This is a genomic window from Pyxidicoccus trucidator, assembly GCF_010894435.1.
Lineage (GTDB): Bacteria > Myxococcota > Myxococcia > Myxococcales > Myxococcaceae > Myxococcus > Myxococcus trucidator.
The window spans coordinates 156817-175960 of the sequence record NZ_JAAIXZ010000017.1; the positions used below are offsets into that span (position 1 = coordinate 156817).

Sequence of the window (19144 nt, forward strand, 5' to 3'; positions counted from 1 at the left end):
AACTCCAGGGGATACCTTGACCCGGACCGCCCTGCCCCATCCTCGGTGCGACACCCTCGTGGAGCTGCTGCGCATGCGCGTGGAGGCCCAGGGTGAGCAGCTGTTGTACCGCTTCCTGGAAACGGGCGACCTGGACGGAGGGGTGGAGGAGTGGAGCTACACCCGGCTCGATGCGCGTGCGCGCGCCATCGGCGCGGCGCTGCAGGAAGCCGGAGCCCAGGGCCAGCGCGCCCTGCTGCTGTTCCCTCCGGGGCTGGAGTTCATCGCCGCCTTCATGGGCTGCCTGTACGGAGGCGTGGTCGCCGTCCCGGCCTACCCGCCAGACCCGCTGCGACTCGAGCGCACCCTGCCCCGGCTGCGGGCCATCGCACGGGACTGCGACGCGGGGCTCGTCCTCACCTCCTCGTTCATCCTGGAGATGTCCGGGACACTCCATGCGCTGGCCCCCGAGATGGCGGCGCTGAAGTGGATCGCCACCGACGCCGTCCCCGAGGACGCCGCCCCGTCCTGGCGCAGGCCGGACATCTCCAGCGATACGCTGGCCTTCCTCCAGTACACCTCGGGCTCCACGGGCACGCCCAGGGGCGTGATGCTCACCCACGCCAATGTGCTGCACAACGAGCTGCTCATCACCCGCGGGTTCGGCCATACGCCGGACTCGGTGGGCGTCGGCTGGCTGCCGCTGTTCCACGACATGGGGCTCATCGGCAATGTCATCCAGCCGATGTACGTGGGCTTCCCATGCACGATGATGTCTCCCATTGCCTTCCTGCAGCGCCCCGCGCGCTGGCTGCAGGCGGTCTCCCACTTCCATGGCACCACCAGCGGTGGGCCCAACTTCGCCTACGCCCTGGTGGCCCGGAAGATGACCGAGGCGGAGCGCGCCGAGCTGGACCTGAGCCGCTGGGACCTGGCCTTCAACGGCGCCGAGCCCGTCCGGCACGAGACGCTGGAGCACTTCGCCCGCACCTTCGCCCCGTGCGGCTTCCGGCGCGAGGCCTTCTACCCGTGCTACGGACTGGCCGAGGCCACGCTCATCGCCTCCGGCGGGAGCAAGGAAGAGCCCTTCACCTCCCTGCCGGTGGACCCCCGGGCCCTGGAGAACGGGAAGGCCACCGCCGTGCCAGAGGGCACACGGGACGCCCGGGTGATGGTGTCCTCGGGCCGGCGCCCCTCCGAGCAGCGCATGCTCGTCGTGCGCCCGGACACGGCGACCCCGTGCGCCGACAACGAGGTGGGGGAGCTGTGGCTCTCCGGTCCGAGCGTGGCCCAGGGCTATTGGAACAACCCGGAGGAGTCGGCGCGCACCTTCGGCGCGCGGCTGGCGGATGGCTCGGGGCCGTTCCTGCGCACGGGGGACCTCGGCTTCCTCTCCGGCGAGCAGCTGTACATCGCCAGCCGGCTGAAGGACCTCATCATCATCCGCGGCCGCAACTTCTACCCCCAGGACATCGAACGGACCCTGGAGTCGGCCCACGAGGCCGTGCGCCAGGGCTGCATCGCCGCCTTCTCCGTGGAGGCGCGGGGCGAGGAGCGGCTGGGCGTGGCCGTCGAGGTGGAGCTGCGCGGCGCCGACGCGGACGCGGTGGCCAGCGCCATCCGGAAGAAGGTGGCCGAGGAGCACGCCGTCCACGTCCACGCGGTGGCCCTGCTCGAGCCGCGCTCCATCCCCAAGACCTCCAGCGGGAAGATCCAGCGCCACGCCTGCCGCATCGGCTTCATGAGCGGCACCCTCGAGCTGGTGGGCCGCTCCGTCGTACCCGAGCAGCCGGAGGCCTCGACGCCGGGGGACCTCTCCCTCCCGGAGCTCCTGCGCGCCACGGCTCCCGGCGAGCAGCGTCCCCGGCTGGAGCGCTACCTGCGGGAGCTGCTCGCCCGCGTCGCGCGCATCGATGCCGCGACCATCGACAGCCAGTCCCCGCTGACGGCGCTCGGCCTCGACTCGCTGATGCTCCTCGAGCTCCAGGGCCGGCTCGAAGCCGAGCTGGGGCTGGCACTGCCCCCGGCCTTCCTGTGGCGGCAACCGGCGCTGGCCACCACCGCGGACGGCCTGCTGGCGCTCTGGCGCGAGAAGAAGCCCCTCGTCTCCATCCCCCGCCGCGCGGAGCGTGGCCCGGCGCCGCTGACCCTTGCCCAGCAGCGGATGTGGCTGCTGGAGCAGCTCGAGCCGGGCACCCTCGCCTACCACCTGCCCGCCGCATTGAAGCTCACGGGTGAGCTCGACGCCGCGGCCCTGGAGCAGAGCCTTGTCGAGCTGGTGCGCCGCCACGAGGCGCTGCGGACGACCTTCCACGCCGAGGCTGGCGAGCCCGTCCAGGTCGTCTCGCCCCCCGCGGCCTTCACCCTCACCACGGTCGACCTGAGCACCCTGCCCGCCGCCACCCGTGAGGCCGAGGTGCGACGGCTGCTTCGCGAGGACGCGCATCGCCCGTTCGACCTCGAGCGCGGTCCCCTGCTGCGCCACACCCTGCTGCGGCTGGGCGAGCGTGAGCACGTGCTGCTGGCGACCCTGCACCACACCATCGCCGACGGCTGGTCCGCGCGGCTCCTGGTGGGCGAGCTGGGGGAGCTCTACACCGCCTTCAGCACGGGCAGGACTCCGGACCTGGCCGAGCCGTCCCTCCAGTACGCCGACTACGCCGCCTGGCAGCACTCCACGCTCCAGGGCGAGGCGCTGGAGGCGCAGCGCGCCTGGTGGCGGCAGCAGCTGGCGGGCGCGCCGGTGGCGCTGGAGCTGCCCACGGACAGGCCGCGCCGTGAGGCCACGGGAAGCGCCGGGCTGCGCAAGCTGCTGCTGCCCCCCGCGCTGGTAGCGGACCTGGCGGCGCTGGCCCGCCAGGAGTCGGGCACCCTGTTCATCACGGTGCTGGCGGGCCTGGAGGTGCTGCTGTCGCGCTACAGCGGACAGGAGGACTTCCTGGTGGGCTCGCCCTTCGCCAACCGCGGGCAGGCGGGCACCGCGGGCGTGGTAGGCCTCTTCTTCGAGCCGCTCGTCTTCCGCGCCAACCTGGCCGGCAACCCCACCTTCCGCGAGCTGCTCGCGCGCACCCGCCATACGGTGCTGGAGGGCTTCGCGCATCCGCACGTGCCCTTCGACTCCCTGGGCGAGCCACCCGGCGCAAGGCGTGACACCCGCCGCGCGCCGCTCTTCCAGGTGCTCTTCAACCAGCTCGATGCCCCCCTGGCGCGCCTGAGCCTGCCAGGCCTGCGCGTGGAGGCGCTGGAGACGGTGCCCGCCACCACGGAGCTGGACCTGACCGTGACGCTCGGCCACGGGCCGGACGGGGTGGGGCTGGAGGCCCTCTACAACGCGGACCTCTTCGACGCGTCCACCGTGGAGCGCCTGCTGGGGCACCTGCGGGTGCTGCTGGAGGGCGCCGTGCGTGCACCGGACTCGCGCCTGGGGGCGCTGCCCCTGCTCTCCGAGGAGCAGCGGCGGCGGATGGTGGTGGAGTGGAACACGACGCGCGAGGGGCCGGTGGGCGACACCTGCATCCATGCGCTCATCGAAGCCCAGGCCGCGCGCACGCCCGAGGCCCTGGCGGTGGTGGCCGCGGACGGCGGCACCCTGACGTACGCGCAGCTGATGGAGCGGGTCCACCGGCTCGCCTGGTTCCTGAGGGCGCGCGGCGTCGGCCTCGAGACCCGGGTGGCCCTGTGCCTGGAGCGCTCCCCGGACATGGTGGTGGCGCTGCTGGGCGTCCTCGAGGCGGGCGCCGCCTACGTGCCGCTGGATAGCGCCTATCCGCCCGAGCGGCTGGCCTACATGCTGGAGGACAGCGGCATCCGCCTGCTGCTGGTGCATGCGCCCACACGCGGGAAGCTGTCCGGCCGCCACCTGGAGGAGGTGTGCCTGGACGAAGCGCGTGAGGACATCGCGGCGTGCAGCGCACGGGCGCCCTCCGTCGCGGTGCCCCCCGAGGCGGCCGCGTATGTCCTCTACACCTCGGGCTCCACGGGCCAGCCCAAGGGCGTGGTGATGTGGCACCGGTCGCTGGTGAACTACAGCCGGGCCGCCTCGCGCTTCTCCCCCATGGCTCCGGGAGAGCGGCTGCTGCAGTTCGCCTCCATCAGCTGGGACACCAGCGCGGAGGAGCTCTTCACGTGCCTCCCCCAGGGCGGCACGCTGGTGTTGCGTCCTTCGGCCCCGCTGGAAGCGCCCGAGGACTTCCTGGCCTGGTGCGAGGCGCGGGGCATCACCCAGCTCAACCTCCCCACGGCCTGGTGGCATGAGCTGGTGGCCAGCCTGGAGGAGGGCCACGCGCGGCTGCCTCGCGGGCTGCGCTGGGTGGTCATCGGCGGGGAGCGCGCTGTCCCGGCGCGCGTGGCGCAGTGGATGCGGCGCGTGGGCACGGCCGTGCCGCTGCTCAACACCTACGGCATCACCGAGGCGATGGCGGTCTCCACGTCCATCGACCTGTCGGTACGGGCCGAGCCGGAGGGGCGCGAGGTGTGCATCGGCCGGCCGGTGCTCAACGTGCGCACCTATGTGCTGGACGGGGCGCTGCAGCCGGTCCCCGTGGGCGTGACGGGCGAGCTCCATGTGGGCGGCGAGGGCGTTTCTCGCGGCTACCTGGACCAGCCGGGGCTGACGGCCGGGCGCTTCGTGCCGGATCCCTTCGGCTCCGAGCCCGGGCAGCGCATGTACCGCACGGGAGACCTGGCCCGCTGGCGCCCCGACGGGACGCTCGAGCACCTGGGCCGCGGTGACGCCCAGGTGAAGGTGCGCGGCTTCCGTATCGAGCCGGGCGAGGTCGAGGCCGCCCTGCTGCGCCACCCGCGGGTGCATGAGGTGCTGGTGCTGGTGCGCGAGGACGTGCCCGGCGACAAGCAGCTGGTGGCCTACGCGGTGCCTCGCGCCGGCCAGGCGCTGGACGTGGCGGAGCTGAAGGCGTGGCTCTCGGACAGGCTGCCCGCCTTCATGGTGCCGCAGGCGCTGGTGGCCCTGGCGGCCCTGCCGCTGCTGCCCAACGGCAAGGTGGATCGGCGCGCCCTGCCCCCACCGGGGGCGCCGCGGGGCCCGGCCGGGGACGCGCGCCCGCTCACGCCCTGGGAGCAGAAGCTGGCCGCGCTCTGGAAGGAGCTGCTGCGCCTGGAGCACGTCGGCGTGCACGACAGCTTCTTCGACCTGGGTGGGCACTCCCTGCTGGCCGCGCGGCTCGTCTCGCGCATCCGCTCCTCCTTCCAGGTGGAGCTCCCCCTGCGCGCCTTCTTCGAGGCCCCCACCCTCTCCGCGCTCGCCGCCCGGCTGGAGTCCTCTCTCCAAGAGGGCCAGGGCCTCCTGGTGCCTCCTCTCACCCGGGCGCCCAGGACGGGCCCGCTGCCCCTGTCCTTCGCCCAGCAGCGCCTGTGGTTCCTCCACCAGCTCGAGCCTGGCAGCGCCGTCTACAACATCCCCGGCGCCGTGCGCTTGATGGGGCGCCTGGACCTCTTCGCCCTCCAGCGGGCCCTGTCCGAGCTCGTCGCCCGTCACGAGTCCCTGCGCACCTGCTTCCCCGACACGAACGGCCAGCCCTCGCAGCACATCTCCAGTCCTGACCACACCGCGCTCCCGGTGGTGGACCTCTCCTCCCACGAGGACCGGGAGGCCGAGCTGCGCCGGCTCGCCAATGCGCAGGCGCACACGCCCTTCGAGCTCGAGCGGGGGCCGCTGCTGCGCGCCTGGCTGCTGCGGCTGGAGGCGCACGAGCACGTGCTGCAGCTGAGCATGCACCACATCGTCTCCGACGGCTGGTCCATGGACGTGCTGGTGCGCGAGCTTGCCGCCCTCTACGCGGCCTTCTCCGTCGGCGGCCCCTCGCCCCTGCCCGAGCTGCCCGTCCAGTACGCCGACTACGCGGTCTGGCAGCGCGCGTGGCTGCGGGGCGAAGTGCTGGACGCGCAGCTCTCCTGGTGGCGCAAGCAGCTGGAAGACGCGCCCACCGCCCTGGAGCTGCCCACCGACTTCCAGCGCCCCGCCGCCCAGTCCTTCCGGGGCGCCACCGCCCCCGTTCAGCTGTCGCGCCCGCTGTCCGACGCGCTCGGGGCCTTCTGCCAGCAGGAGGGCGTCACGCCATTCATGGCGCTGCTGGCCGCCTGGCAGCTGCTGCTGTCGCGCTACTCGGGCCAGGACGATGTCCTCGTCGGCTCCCCCATCGCCGGCCGCCGCGTCGCCGAAGTCGAGGGCCTCATCGGCTGCTTCGTCAACACGCTGGTGCTGCGCGCCCGAGTCGACCCTCGCGACGGCTTCCGGCAGCTGCTGGCGCAGGTGCGTCAGCGCACCCTGGGCGCCTTCGAGCACCAGGATGTGCCCTTCGAGAAGCTGGTCGAGGAGCTGCAACCCCACCGTGATTTGAGCCGCTCGCCCCTCTTCCAGGTCTCCTTCACCCTGCAGAACGTGGGGTCCACCCGGCTGTCCCTGCCGGGGCTCACCTTCCAGCCGGTCGAGACGGAGGGCCGGGTGGCGCGCTTCGACCTGGCGCTCATCCTCGGCGACACGCCGCAAGGCCTCGGCGGCACCCTCGAGTACAGCACCGACCTCTTCGAGGCCTCGACGGCCGCGCGGCTGGTGACCCACTTCCAGACGCTCCTGGAGGCGGCGCTGGCCTCACCGGATGCGCGCCTGGGCTCCCTGTCCCTGCTCTCCGAGGCCGAGCGGCGGCAGGTGCTGGTGGACTGGAACGCCACCGGCGCTGAGTACCCGCGCGACGCGGCCGTCCACCAGCTCTTCTCCGCCCAGGCCGCGCGCACTCCTGACTCCATCGCCGTCGAAGCAACGGAGGGCGCGCTCACCTACCGCCAGCTCGACGAGCGCTCCAACCAGCTCGCCTGGCACCTGCGCACCCTCGGCGTCACCCCGGGCACCCGTGTCGCCCTGTGCCTGGAGCGCGGGCTGGAGCTGCCCGTGGGCCTGCTGGGAATCCTCAAGGCGGGCGCCGCCTTCGTCCCGCTCGACCCGGCCTCCCCCGCCGAGCGGCTGGACTTCATGCTCTCCCAGACGGGCGTCTCCGTCCTCGTCACCCAGCAGCAGCTGGCCGACGAGCTGCCCAGCGCCGTTCCCCTCGTCGTCTGCCTCGACACCGACTGGCAGCAGGTGGCGCTCCAGCCCGCGGCTCCGCCCCATTCCTTCACCAGCGCCGACAGCCTGGCGTACGTCATGTTCACCTCGGGCTCCACCGGGCAGCCCAAGGCCGTGGCCATTCCCCACCGCGGCATCACCCGCCTGGTGCTCGGCAGCGACTTCATCCACTTCGGGCCCCAGGAAGTCTTCCTCCAGCTGGCGCCCATCTCCTTCGATGCCTCCACCCTGGAAGTCTGGGGCGCGCTGCTGCATGGCGCCCGCCTCGTGCTCTTCCCTCCGCGGCCCCCCTCGCTGGAGGAGCTGGGCACGGTGCTGGTGCGCGAGCGCATCACCACCCTCTGGCTGACGGCCGCGCTCTTCGAACAGATGGCCGTGCACCAGGCCCCGGCGCTGGCCCGCGTGCACCAGGTGCTGGCCGGGGGGGACGTGCTGCCCGCCTGGCGCGTACGCGAGCACCTCTCGCGCCTGCCCCCTGACGCCGTGCTCGTCAACGGTTACGGCCCCACCGAGAACACCACCTTCACCGCCTGCCACCTGCTGCGGGCCTCCTCCTCCTTCGGCGCCTCCGTCCCCATCGGCCGCCCCATCTCCAATACCCGCGTCTACGTGCTGGACCCGGCCCTGCGGCCGGTGCCCGTGGGCGTGCCGGGCGAGCTGTATACCGGCGGGGATGGCCTGGCCTGGGGCTACCTGGGCCGCGCGGACCTCACCGCCGAGCGCTTCATTCCCAGTCCCTTCGCCACGGGCGAGCGGCTCTACCGCACCGGAGACAAGGCGCGCTGGCGGGCGGATGGCAGCCTGGAGTTCCTGGGCCGCGATGACCACCAGGTGAAGGTGCGCGGCTTCCGCATCGAGCTGGGCGAGGTGGAGAGCGCCCTGCGCCAGCTCTCCCAGGTGCAGGAGGCCGCCGCCCTCGTGCGCGAGGACGTGCCGGGCGACAAGCGGCTGGTGGCCTATGCCGTCGCTCCAGGGGCTGACGCCGCGGCCCTGAGGAGCGCCCTGCGCCAGAAGCTCCCCGAGTACCTGGTGCCCTCAACGGTGGTGCTGCTGCGGGCCCTACCGCTGTCGCCCAACGGCAAGGTGGACCGCAAGGCGCTGCCCGCACCGGAGCTGCACCAGGCCCGGCCCGAGCCCGTCGCCGCCCCGAAAACCCCCACCGAGCTGACGCTGGCCGGCATCTTCTCCGAGGTGCTGAACGTGCCGCGGGTGGGCCTGCGGGATGACTTCTTCGAGCTGGGCGGCCACTCCCTGCTGGCCACCCAGCTGGTCTCCCGCGTGCGCGAGGCCCTCCAGGTGGAGCTGGCCCTGCGGGAGCTGTTCGAGGCCCCCACGGTGGAGCAGCTCACCCGGCGCATCGAGGCCCAGCAGGCCACCCGGGTGGGGGCGTCTCGGCTACCTCCGCTGACGCGCGCCTCCCGCGACGGAGGAGCACTGCCACTGTCCTTCGCCCAGCAGCGGCTGTGGTTCCTGGACCAGCTCCAGCCGGGCCAGGCGCACTACAACATGCCCCTGGGGCTGCGGCTGTCGGGCCCCCTGGACCTTCCCGTCTTCCAGCGGACCTTCGACGAGCTGCTGCGCCGCCACGAGGTGCTGCGCACCACCTTCCACGCGGAGGGCGAGGAGCCCCGCCAGGTCATCCACCCCTCCATCTCCCAGCCCCTGCAGGTGGTGGACCTGGGCGCGCTGCCGCCCGAGCTGCGCCAGGCTGAGGTCCTGCGGCTGGCCACCGAGGACGCGGCCAGGCCCTTCGACCTGGCCCGGGGCCCGCTGCTGCGCGCCTCGGTGCTGAAGCTGGAGCCCACCGAGCATGTGCTGCTGGTGTGCATGCACCACATCGTCTCCGACGGCTGGTCCATGGGCGTGCTGGTGCGCGAGGTGATGGCGCTGTACGACGCCTTCTGCCAGGGCCAGCCCTCGCCGCTGCCGGAGCTGCCGGTGCAGTACGCCGACTACGCCCTCTGGCAGCGCGACTGGCTGCGCGGCGAGACGCTGCGGGCCCAGCTCGACTGGTGGAAGCAGCTGCTGGCGGGCGCACCGCACGCGCTGGAGCTGCCCACGGACAAGCCCCGGCCGGCCGTGTTCTCACACCGGGGCGCGGCGGTGCCGGTGGCCCTGCCGTCCGGGCTCAGCGAGGCGCTGGAGGCGCTGGCGCAGCGCGAGGGGGCCACGCCCTTCATGGTGCTGCTGGCCGCCTGGCAGGCGCTGCTGCACCGCTACTCGGGCCAGGACGACGTGCTGGTCGGCTCGGCCATCGCCGGCCGCCAGCACATGGAGAGCGAGGGGCTCATCGGCTTCTTCGTCAACACGCTGGTGCTGCGCGCGCGCTTCACCCCGGCGCTCACCTTCCGCCAGCTCCTGGCCCAGGTGCGTGACACCACCCTGGGAGCCTACGAGCACCAGGACGTGCCCTTCGAGAAGCTGGTGGAGACGCTCCAGCCCTCCCGGGAGCTGAGCCGCACGCCCCTGTTCCAGGCCTTCATGGTCCTGCAGAACGCGCCCCGGACGGACCTGGCGCTCTCCGGGCTGACGCTGCGCCCCCTGGAGGTCGAAGAGGACGTCACCAAGTTCGAGCTGAGCCTGGACCTGAGTCGCGCGCCGGAGGGCTACCGCGGCCTGCTCATCTTCAGCACCGAGCTGTTCGAGCGCTCCACCGCCGAGCGCCTGCGGGCGCACCTGGAGCTCCTGCTGGAAGGCGCCGTGGCCGCGCCCGGCGCGCCGCTGTCCGCCCTCCCCCTGCAGACGGCCCAGGAGCGCCATCAGCTGATGGTGGAGTGGAACGGGGCCAGGACCGGTCTCCCGGCCGGAGCGTGCCTGCACGAGCTCTTCGAACAGCAGGCGGCCCGCACGCCACAAGCCCCGGCCGTCCAGCTCGGGGACCAGGCCCTGTCCTTCCGCGAGCTCGAGGCCCGCGCCAATCAGCTCGCCTGGCACCTGCGCTCGCTCGGCGTCGGACGCGACGTGCGCGTGGGCTTGTGCCTGGAGCGCACCCCCGAGGCCATCGTATCCCTGCTGGCGGTGCTCAAGGCTGGCGGCGCTTTCGTGCCCATCGACCCGGCGGCGCCCGCCTGGCGCAAGTCCTTCGTGCTCGAGGACTGCGAGGCCCGGGTGCTGCTCACCGTGCGGCACCTGGCGGACGCGTGGCAGCCCCGGGTGCGGCACCTGCTGTGCCTCGACACCCAGGCGGCGGAGCTGGCCTCCCTGCCCGAAGGCAACCTGCTCACGTCCTCCAGCGAGGACGACCTCGCCTACGTCATCTACACCTCGGGCTCCACCGGCATGCCCAAGGGAGTCATGGTGCAGCACCGCTCGGTGCTCAACCTGCGCCAGGGCCTGCTGGACACCGTCTATGCGGGCCAGCCCCGGGGACTGCGGGTGAGCGTCAACGCGCCCTTCGTCTTCGACGCCTCCATCCAGCAGCTCATCCAGCTGGTGGATGGGCACTGCCTGTGCCTGGTGTCCGAGGACACACGGCGGGACCCGGGGGCCATGCTGGAGTGGCTGGAGCGCCAGCGGGTGGACGTGCTGGACTGCACGCCGTCCCTGCTGAAGCTGCTGCTGGGCGCGGGGCTGCTGGAGCGGGCCCACGTCCCCCGGCTGCTGCTCCCCGGAGGCGAGGCCCTCGACGAGGCCACCTGGCAGCGGCTCGCCGGGACCGGGCGCACGCGCGCCTTCAATGTCTACGGGCCCACCGAGTGCACGGTGGATGCGACCACCTGGTGCATCCAGGGCACCACCGTCCCGGTGCCCGTCATCGGCCGGCCGCTGACCAACGTCCAGGCGTACGTGCTGGACACGGCGCTGCGGCCGGCGCCCGTGGGCGTTCCGGGAGAGCTGTTCCTCTCCGGCGAGGGCGTGAGCCGGGGCTACCTGGGCCGGCCGGACCTCACCGCCGGGAGCTTCGTGCCCCACCCGTTCAGCACCGAGCCCGGCGCGCGCATGTACCGCACGGGAGACCGGGCACGCTGGAGGCCTGACGGCACGCTGGAGTACCTCGGCCGCACGGACTTCCAGGTGAAGCTGCGCGGCTATCGCATCGAGCTGGGAGAGGTCGAGGCCGTGCTGCGCTCGCACGCCTCGGTGAACGAGGCGGTGGTGGTGGCACGGGAGGACGCACCGGGCGACAAGCGCCTGGTGGCGTACGTGGCCTCGCGGGCCGCGCAGGCGACCGCCGAGTCACTGCGGGACCACCTGCGCCAGCACCTGCCCGAATACATGGTGCCCTCGGCCTTCGTGCTCCTGGACGCGCTGCCGCTGACGCCTGGCGGCAAGGTGGACCGCAAGGTGCTCCCCGCGCCCGAGGGCCGGGCCTCCTCCGCCGCCGGAGGCTATGTCGCGCCTCGCACCTCCACCGAGCTCCGGCTGGCGGCCATCTGGGCCGAGGTCCTCAAGCTGGAGCGCATCGGCGTCACGGATGACTTCTTCGCGCTCGGGGCCCATTCCCTGCTCCTCATCCAGGTCGTCTCGCGCATCCTCGCGGCCTTCGGCGCCCACCTGCCGCTGCGCGTGCTCTTCGAGAACCCCAACATCGAGGCGCTCGCGCGGGCCCTGGAGCAACGCGGTGCCGGCGACGGCGCGGGCGTTTCTCCGGTGCGTCCCACCGCGGTCGGCCGCACCTCGGGCCCCACCTCCATGGCGCAGAGCCGGTGGCTCGGCTACGCGAGCTCGAGCCCGAGCCGCCCCCAGAGCACCGGCAACATCCAGCTGAGCGTACGCATCACCGGACGGCTGGATGTCCGGGCGCTCGAGCGGGCCCTGGACACGCTCGTCGCGCGTCATGAAGTCCTGCGAACCCACTTCGCCATGGGTGACGAGGGGTTCACCTTCGAAGTGTCTCCGCCTGCCCCGGTACGGCTGGAGCAGCTGGACTTCTCCGGGCTGCCCCGGGAGCAACGCGAGGAAGCGGTGCTCCAGCGCGTGCAGCAGGACGCGCTGGTGCCGTTCGACCTCACGGCACTGCCGATGTTCCGCGCGTGGCTCTACGTGCTCGGTCCCGAGGCGCACGTGCTCCTGCTGACGACGCACCACATCGCCTGGGACGGCTGGTCCGAGGCCATCCTGCTCAAGGAGGTCAGCCTGGCCTACGAGGCCTACGCCCGCGGCGAGGAGCCGCGGCTACCCGAGCTGCACATCCAATACTCGGACTTCGCCTGGTGGCAGCACACCCACCTGCGAGGAGAGCGCATCGAGGCGGTCAAGACCTACTGGCGCAAGCAACTGGCCGGTGAGGTGGTCATGGTCGACTTCCCCCTGGACAAGCCCCGCCCGGCCACCCGCAGCCACACCACGCTGACAGCCACCACCCAAATGCCTGACGGACAGTCCGAGGCCCTCAGGGAGCTCTGTCGGCGCGAAGGCGTCACGCTGTATATGGTTGCGCTGGCCGCCTACCAGGCCCTGCTCTCGTTGCGCAGCGGCGTCCGGGATGTGACGGTGTTCAGCAACATCGGGGGCCGCGACCATTACGAGGTGGAGAACCTCATCGGCTGCTTCACCAACATCGTCCTCATCCGCACCAACCTCGAGGGGGACCCCACCTTCCGCGAGCTGCTCACGCGCGTGCGAGAGTCCGTGCTCGGAGCACTCGCCCACGCACTCCTGCCTCATCACCAGGTGCTGGAGCTGGCCGGGCTGCATCCGGACAGCAAGAAGGCACGCAACTTCCCCGGCCTGAACCTGCAGAGCTTCCAGAAGACCGATGCCTCCCGGCTCGGGGGCCTCCAGGTGGACCGCCTGAGCGGCCCCGCGGGAGGGGTGATGGTCAACATGTTCTTCTTCATCTCCGAGGAGGAGGACAACCGCATCTCGGTGACGGCGCAGGCCAATGGCGACATCTACGAAGCCCAGACGGTGGAGCGCCTCGTGGAGGACTACCGGAGGCTCCTCGAGGCTGCGTGCGCGGATCCGGACCGGAACCTCTCCTCCCTGGACCCTCCGGCCGCCACGGCCGCTTCCAGGTCAGGTTCGACCAGAGCGTCCTGACCTTCAACCGCGGGTGGGCCCTCCGGCACAGCGGACGGTGAAGCGCGCCGCGCACCCGTTCCACAGGTGATCAAGTAGCACCGCGAACCTCTCGCCACAGTCTTCTCGCGGGGCATTGGTGGGTAGGGGGTGGCAGCCCTCCTCCCACCGCCTACTCGCAGCCGGCACGCTCCGGCTGCCGTAGCAGCTCCACGCCGCGCCCCGCCCTCTCGCCGACCAACGAGCGGACATCAACGACAGCGATACTCAAGAAACCGGCTCGCTGATGGCCGACGCGCACTCCCTCGGCGCCCCCATCATCCAGCCAGTCTGAAAACGAGCCGGTCTCCATCAACCACCGTGCTCAGCAACACCTCGGGCCGATGTCCTTGCGGCGATGCGTGCTTCGTGGCTCAGAGGCGGCACTTTGCGGCCAAGTAACGCCATTCGGCACTTGGTTAGAGCGGCGGTCTCAATACCCCGGCCCTGGCATTCACCTTCTGAACCCTTAGCCGTACCCCGTCATGACTACCGGGCCGCCACGCGCGCTCGCCTGGTGGCCTCCAAACTCGACGCCGAGGTGGGCGAACTCACCGTCCCTGAGCCGCTCACGACCCCGGCCGAAGAGCAGTCGTGGCCGCGCTGAGAGAGAGTCCCGCGGCAGCGCGACCAAGACAATCAGGACAGGTACTCCCGCATCTCGGCGCCATACCGATGCATGACTGGTCGATGACAATGTTCTCCACAGAGCCGTGATTCTCGAACCACGCGCGGTGCTCGCGCGGCAGGGCTTGGTGTTTCGGTGGCTCGCCCATGAAAAAGACTCACTTCTGCACCCCCACAAAGCCAGTCAGGAACGCGGGGACTTCTGCAATCCCGCCCCACTCCATGGGGATGACGAAGAGATTGGAAGGAGAAATGAATCGCTTGAAGTGCCGCTCGACCTCCTCCAGTGACGACTTTGACAGATCAAGGGACTCTTCCCCAACGCCTCGTATATGAGCCACTTTCCACCCTCTGACATTGAGATCCTCTCGGCGCGATAGGGCTCCTCTATAAGACGCCGCTTGCGCCAGTTCCCGGGACATGGCCTTGCAGATCGGCAGACGATCCTCCTGGATCAGACTGCGGACCTCTTCAGGAGAAGGACACTTACCGGACAGTGCCCCGAAGAGCGCCCAATTCGCGGGACTATTATCCGTCGCGATGACTTCCCGCTCCTGCACCGAAAACTTCTGTCCCTTGAGCTTTGACTTCCGTGCCAGATAGGGAAGTCGCGCGTCTGCGCACCAGGAGGTCAGCAATTCCTCCCAAGCGGCCAGAACATCTTGATCTGGGCGAGGGCAGATCTTTGCCCACTCCCGTCCCAGCGCGAACAACTGCGCATCGATCGCGTTAATCACCTCCGGCTGGGCCTCCCTTACGGCTGCCCAGGAAGGGAGTTCCTGAATCCGTGCGGCTACAGCCTGCGCATCGTTTCTCACTCTACGACTCACATCGTCACTACCCGCCTCGGGCTCTCCTGTAGTGAGGATCTGACAATATTCGCTGTGCACGAGCCACTGAGGAAAGCTCCCACGGGTATAACTGTGATCCCTCCGATTTATGTCGTTCCAACTGACGGAGTTTCTAAATCGGCTCCGGAAAAGACTCACAGGGGCCCTGACCTGATAACGCCCCTCACAAGTAAACTGAATCCAGTCCTCATCCCCAAGGTCTGAGATCTCATCCTGCTTGAGTCGAAAGTAAGCCTTGTTTCCCAGGTCTCTCATCGGTATCTCCCCATTCTGACCAAGCTCCCCCAAGACGGAATAAAAACCCTCGTCCCAGGATTCCTCTCTCTTCATTCATCTCGCCAGGACCGGCCTCATGTTGTGCGCCCTCGCGCAGCCTCTCAATTCAAAATGCGTCAGGGAGTGCGCGGAGTGCAGGCGTGGGCATTCTTGAGGTGCCTACATTTCATGATGCCTTGCTGGTCGGCACTTCTTCCCAGGCGCTAGAATCACGAAGGGCAGCCAATATTTCGGTGGCGCAGACTTTCAGTCGTAGTTCATGCCGAAAACGTGTGGCCTCCTTATCCTTTCGTTTAATCATCGCTGGGGTGATGCCGGGAAGATCAGCCTTTCTGATTTGATTGAGCCCGAGTTGGCTCAGGTGCGCTGTTTTGATGAAAAGCTTCTTGCTGGCGCGGTACCAACTCCTGGTTCCAGTGGATTGCTCGCTTGAAGGGAACTTGGTCGTTGCCGCCAGCCAGGCACACGCACCAAAGCAGATTATGATGGTGTGGCACGATATCTCGTCTGCGAATCTGCTGAGGTTACCCTTCTCCTTGATCTGCGTGTTGCTGGGCTCGCTGTCGCCATCTTGCTCATCGTACATAATGTTCGATACGGAGTTGGTGATCCGATAGTGGTATCGGTCAAGATGAGGAAAGTGCTGTTCACACACGACTTTAAGCATACCCAGAATTCGGTTCAGATTGAGGCCAGTTGCGCCAGCGACTGGTCGGCACCAGTCCGCCTCAAGGCGGCCGGGCGCGGCAAAAACGAACGCGATCGTATTGTCTCCAGCGCCTTTGTTCAGGTGTGGCCTCGGCATGTCGTCGAAACCCACATGCCCAGAGCTTGGACCGGCATCCCGCTCAAAGCTGTCGGCTTTTTTGAACAGTTGGTCCCATGGCCCTGGTATCGAAGCCTTCTTCGCTGAAGCCCTTTTCGCGCCCATAAAATGTACCATCCAGCCTGATCGCTTCGGTCGATCGGAGTCTGTCTCGTGGTCTGCTCAATAAGCAACGGGTCGCAGAGTCGCGGACACAGGTCGCCCGCAGTCATCCGCTGTCTCCCCCTGGAGGGGGCAGAGCCGAACCAACAAGAGGCGAGCCTCCCCGCCTAAGGCAACTGCGAAAGCAGAACCGAAGGAAGAGCGGCATGCCGCGACTGGATTGGGCCGGACTGCTGCGCCTGACGTTCGCGCGGGACGTGTTCGCCTGCGAGAGGTGTCTCGGCTCCGGCGCGTAAACACCCTGGTCGCCTCAGGGGAAGGACACCCCGGACAGGATGACGGTGCGGCCTGTGCTCGGCTCCCAGAGCTTGAGGGTGTAGAGGCCCTGGGCCTGCGCTTCCAGCGCTTCCGCCTGCACCACGATGCGTTGCTCGCTGCCGCCGGGAGCCACGGGCCCGGACTGCCACACCGGCAGCGCCTTCAGTTCCACGCCCTTCGGGTCCGTCAGCACGGCCTCCGTGGTCGTCCAGGTCTGAGCGCCTTCGGGGTTCTCAAGGACTACCTCCAGCGCCACCTGCCGCGCGGAGCGATAGCTGAGGACTTGCACCGTCACGAGTGCGTTCTGTCGGGCGCGGACGACCGACTCCGTGAGGTTCTGGCTCCCCACCCCGTTGATGTCCATCGTCCCGGCGGCGATAAGGCCCGCCAGCCCCCCTGGAACGGTGTGCTCAGCGCGCTCTCGCTCCAGTTCCTCGTGGCACCGCTCAGTCTCCATCCGTGCCGCTCGGGCTTCCCGCTGGTAGAACTCCACGGGCTGGGCCTTCCGGTACACCTCCACCAGACGCTCTGCCCGGACCGGGTGCACCACGAGGATGAACACCGCGGCTGACGGGGCCGCGCCGTCCTTGAAGCGCACGGACAGCCGCAGCCTCGCGCCGGGCACCAGCTTGTCGGAGGGCGTCAGGCGCAGGGTGGTCTGCCCGACATCGACGAGCGAGAACACCTCCCGTCTCTCCAGTTCCACCCTGTCCTTGCCGCTCTCTCCACGCGACAACTCCGCCTCAAAGGTGAACGTGGTGGACAACCCCGGGCTGATGACAACCTCCGGCTCCTGACCTGTGGGCTCCTCCGGCAGCTCAACCACACGGACACCTCCCATCCAGGACGCGGAGCGTGGCTGAGCGGTGGACGCCGCGCCTACCAACAGGGTGAACACCAGCAGGACGGCGGAGTACGAAGCATGCACGAGGCGGAACCTCACGATGCAGCCATGAGGCCGCGTCACTCGAAGTGGTCTACCGGCTTCAAGTCCCCCACCGGGAAGATGCGGGCGGAATCGGCATCGCCACCAGGCTTTCGCTCCAGGCCCCGCTTCCCGTCCAGGCCGATCAGCTCCATGCACACAGAATAGGTCGCGCGGCGGTCATGAGTGAGCGCCGAGGTGAAGCGGCCGTACACGCGGTCCCCCAGGATGAGCTGTCCGGAGACCACCGAGGCGCTGCGCAGACCCTCCCACCCTTCCGCCAGTCTCACCTGCGTCTCTCCGGCACTCACGGAGATGACGTGGGGTTCACCCTTGATGACGTTGAGCATGACGGCGCGCTCGTAGCCCAGCCGGATGCCCAGTTCCTCCATGGTCTTCAAGGCGTTCGGCGGGCAGGCTTCCGGCTCGGGCGGAGGGGGGCGGACCTGCGGGCTGGAGCAGGAGAGATTGAGACAGGCGCCAGCCACGCCCATGGCCTTCATCCCCACCTTCTTCAGCGAAACGGCTGGCGGCTTTAGCTGCTTCATCACAGGTGCATCCTCTTTCAGGAGCGTCGCGGGAGGCGCGGCGGCCACAGCGGTTGCCGCCACCATCGGCGGAGTTGTGGCAGGGACAGCTTCTGGTAGCGCCCCCACGGGCGCCACTTCACGGAGCGGCGCGGGAGGCGTCACCATGCCGGACAGCGGCGCGGGCACCTTCGCCTCATCGGAGGAAGGCCCACGCTCCTCCACCCGCATCCCCCAGGCCGCCAAGCCCATTACCCCAGCGAGCAGCACAGCAGCCACCAGCACCGGCGAGCGCAACCGCTCTTGCCGAGGATGCGCCTCCACTGGACGCTCCTGCACCGCAGTTCCTGGAGCCGGCCTGGCCGGATGCCGAACGAAAGGTAGTGACGGGGCGATGACGAGCCTGGGCTCGGGCGGCGTCGCGGAGCACGTGGGCCACTCTGGCCGGCGGATGCATCGCCGTGCGCCGTCGCCAAACACAGGCTCGGTTCCCTTAACGTCCTCCCACGCGAAGAGACTGGCCTCCCACGCCGCGGGCTTGCCGGAGCTCACCGCCGCAATGAGCGCCGCGTGCAGCTCCGTCCCCATCGGGTAGCGCTCCTGCGGCTTCTTCGCCAGCAGTCGCATGATGATGTCGCTGAGCGCCCGAGGCGTGCGCCGGTTGAAGTCCGCCGGCGCAGGTGGCGTCTGCCCTTCTATGGCCAAGTACAGCATGTCGGGAGGCAGGTGCGGCGGGAACGGGTAGTGCCCTGTCACCACCCGGTACAGGCTGACGCCCAGCGCGTACAGGTCATCGGTGGCCTGGTACGCGTACCGTGCTTCCGGCCGGCCGTGGTTCTCCCGGTGGAAGAGCACCGACTCGGGGCTGCGCAGGTGCAACGTGCCCGGAGGCACAGTCTGCTCGGTGATGGTGGCCGCGCCCGCGTAGTCCCCGATGCCGAAGTCGATGAGCACCGGCTCGCCGTCTGACTCCCGGATGCGGATGTGCACGGGCTTGACGTCACGGTGCAGCACTCCCGTCCCATGGAGCGCATCAAAGGCCAGGGCCAGCTTGCCGGCGGCCTGCACCAGTTCGCGGAAGCTCGGGTTCACCTCTTCGACCCAGGTGTCCATCGGCCGGCCGGCCACCCAGTCCATGACGAAGTAGAGGTAGCCCGTCCGCGGGTGCGGCCACCTGCCGCAGGCGTGAAAGCGCACGACGTTGGGGTGCACCGCCTTGACCATGAGCAGCGTGACTTCGCGCTCGGCCCGTTCATCTCCGGGACGCAGTGCCAGCTTCAGCGCGTAGAACTCGCCGGGCCGACCCATGTCCTCCACGCGGTACACGGCACCGAAGCCGCCCACGCCCAGCCGGTCCACCACGCGCCAGGTGCCCACCTCCGTGCCGGGCCCGAGCGCCTCCGGGTACACCTGAATGTTCTCCACGTGCAGGGGCATCAGGCGGCTCACCTCAGGCACAACCTAGCAGGTTCCCGCTTGACCTGGGACAGCAACTACTTCCCCAGTTGGGCGATGGCCTGGCCTCCCAAGGGGAACTCCCGCCTACGCCTCGGCATCAGGGCCATGGCGGAAGTCTCCGCGAGCGTCCAGTTCCTTTCGGGCCGGGCGCATTCCTCCAACCCCAACCCGCGAATC

At 69.7% G+C, this 19144-nt stretch carries 5 protein-coding genes; 1 reads left to right on the forward strand and 4 read right to left on the reverse strand.

The window, feature by feature from the left end; all coding sequences use genetic code 11:
* Positions 1-16 precede the first annotated feature (16 nt).
* Positions 17-13039, forward strand: coding sequence for a non-ribosomal peptide synthetase (locus G4D85_RS36735; protein ID WP_164018766.1), 13023 nt, complete (start codon positions 17-19; stop codon positions 13037-13039).
* Positions 13040-13842: 803 nt separating this feature from the next.
* Here the strand turns inward: G4D85_RS36735 and G4D85_RS36740 are convergent.
* From G4D85_RS36740 to G4D85_RS36760, 4 genes are all read right to left on the reverse strand, one after another.
* Positions 13843-14865, reverse strand: a complete 1023-nt coding sequence (locus G4D85_RS36740; RefSeq protein ID WP_164018767.1) for a hypothetical protein — start codon at positions 14863-14865, stop codon at positions 13843-13845.
* A 112-nt stretch (positions 14866-14977) separates the two neighbouring features.
* Complete coding sequence (locus G4D85_RS36745) at positions 14978-15742, reverse strand: hypothetical protein (protein ID WP_164018768.1); 765 nt, start codon at positions 15740-15742, stop codon at positions 14978-14980.
* A 307-nt stretch (positions 15743-16049) separates the two neighbouring features.
* Positions 16050-17024: a DUF2381 family protein gene (locus G4D85_RS36755; protein WP_338052928.1), complete on the reverse strand. Its 975-nt coding sequence runs from the start codon at positions 17022-17024 to the stop codon at positions 16050-16052.
* Positions 17021-18946, reverse strand: coding sequence for a serine/threonine protein kinase (locus G4D85_RS36760; RefSeq protein WP_164018769.1), 1926 nt, complete (start codon positions 18944-18946; stop codon positions 17021-17023). The genes G4D85_RS36755 and G4D85_RS36760 overlap by 4 nt, the downstream gene beginning before the upstream one ends.
* Between the last annotated feature and the right edge of the window lie 198 nt (positions 18947-19144).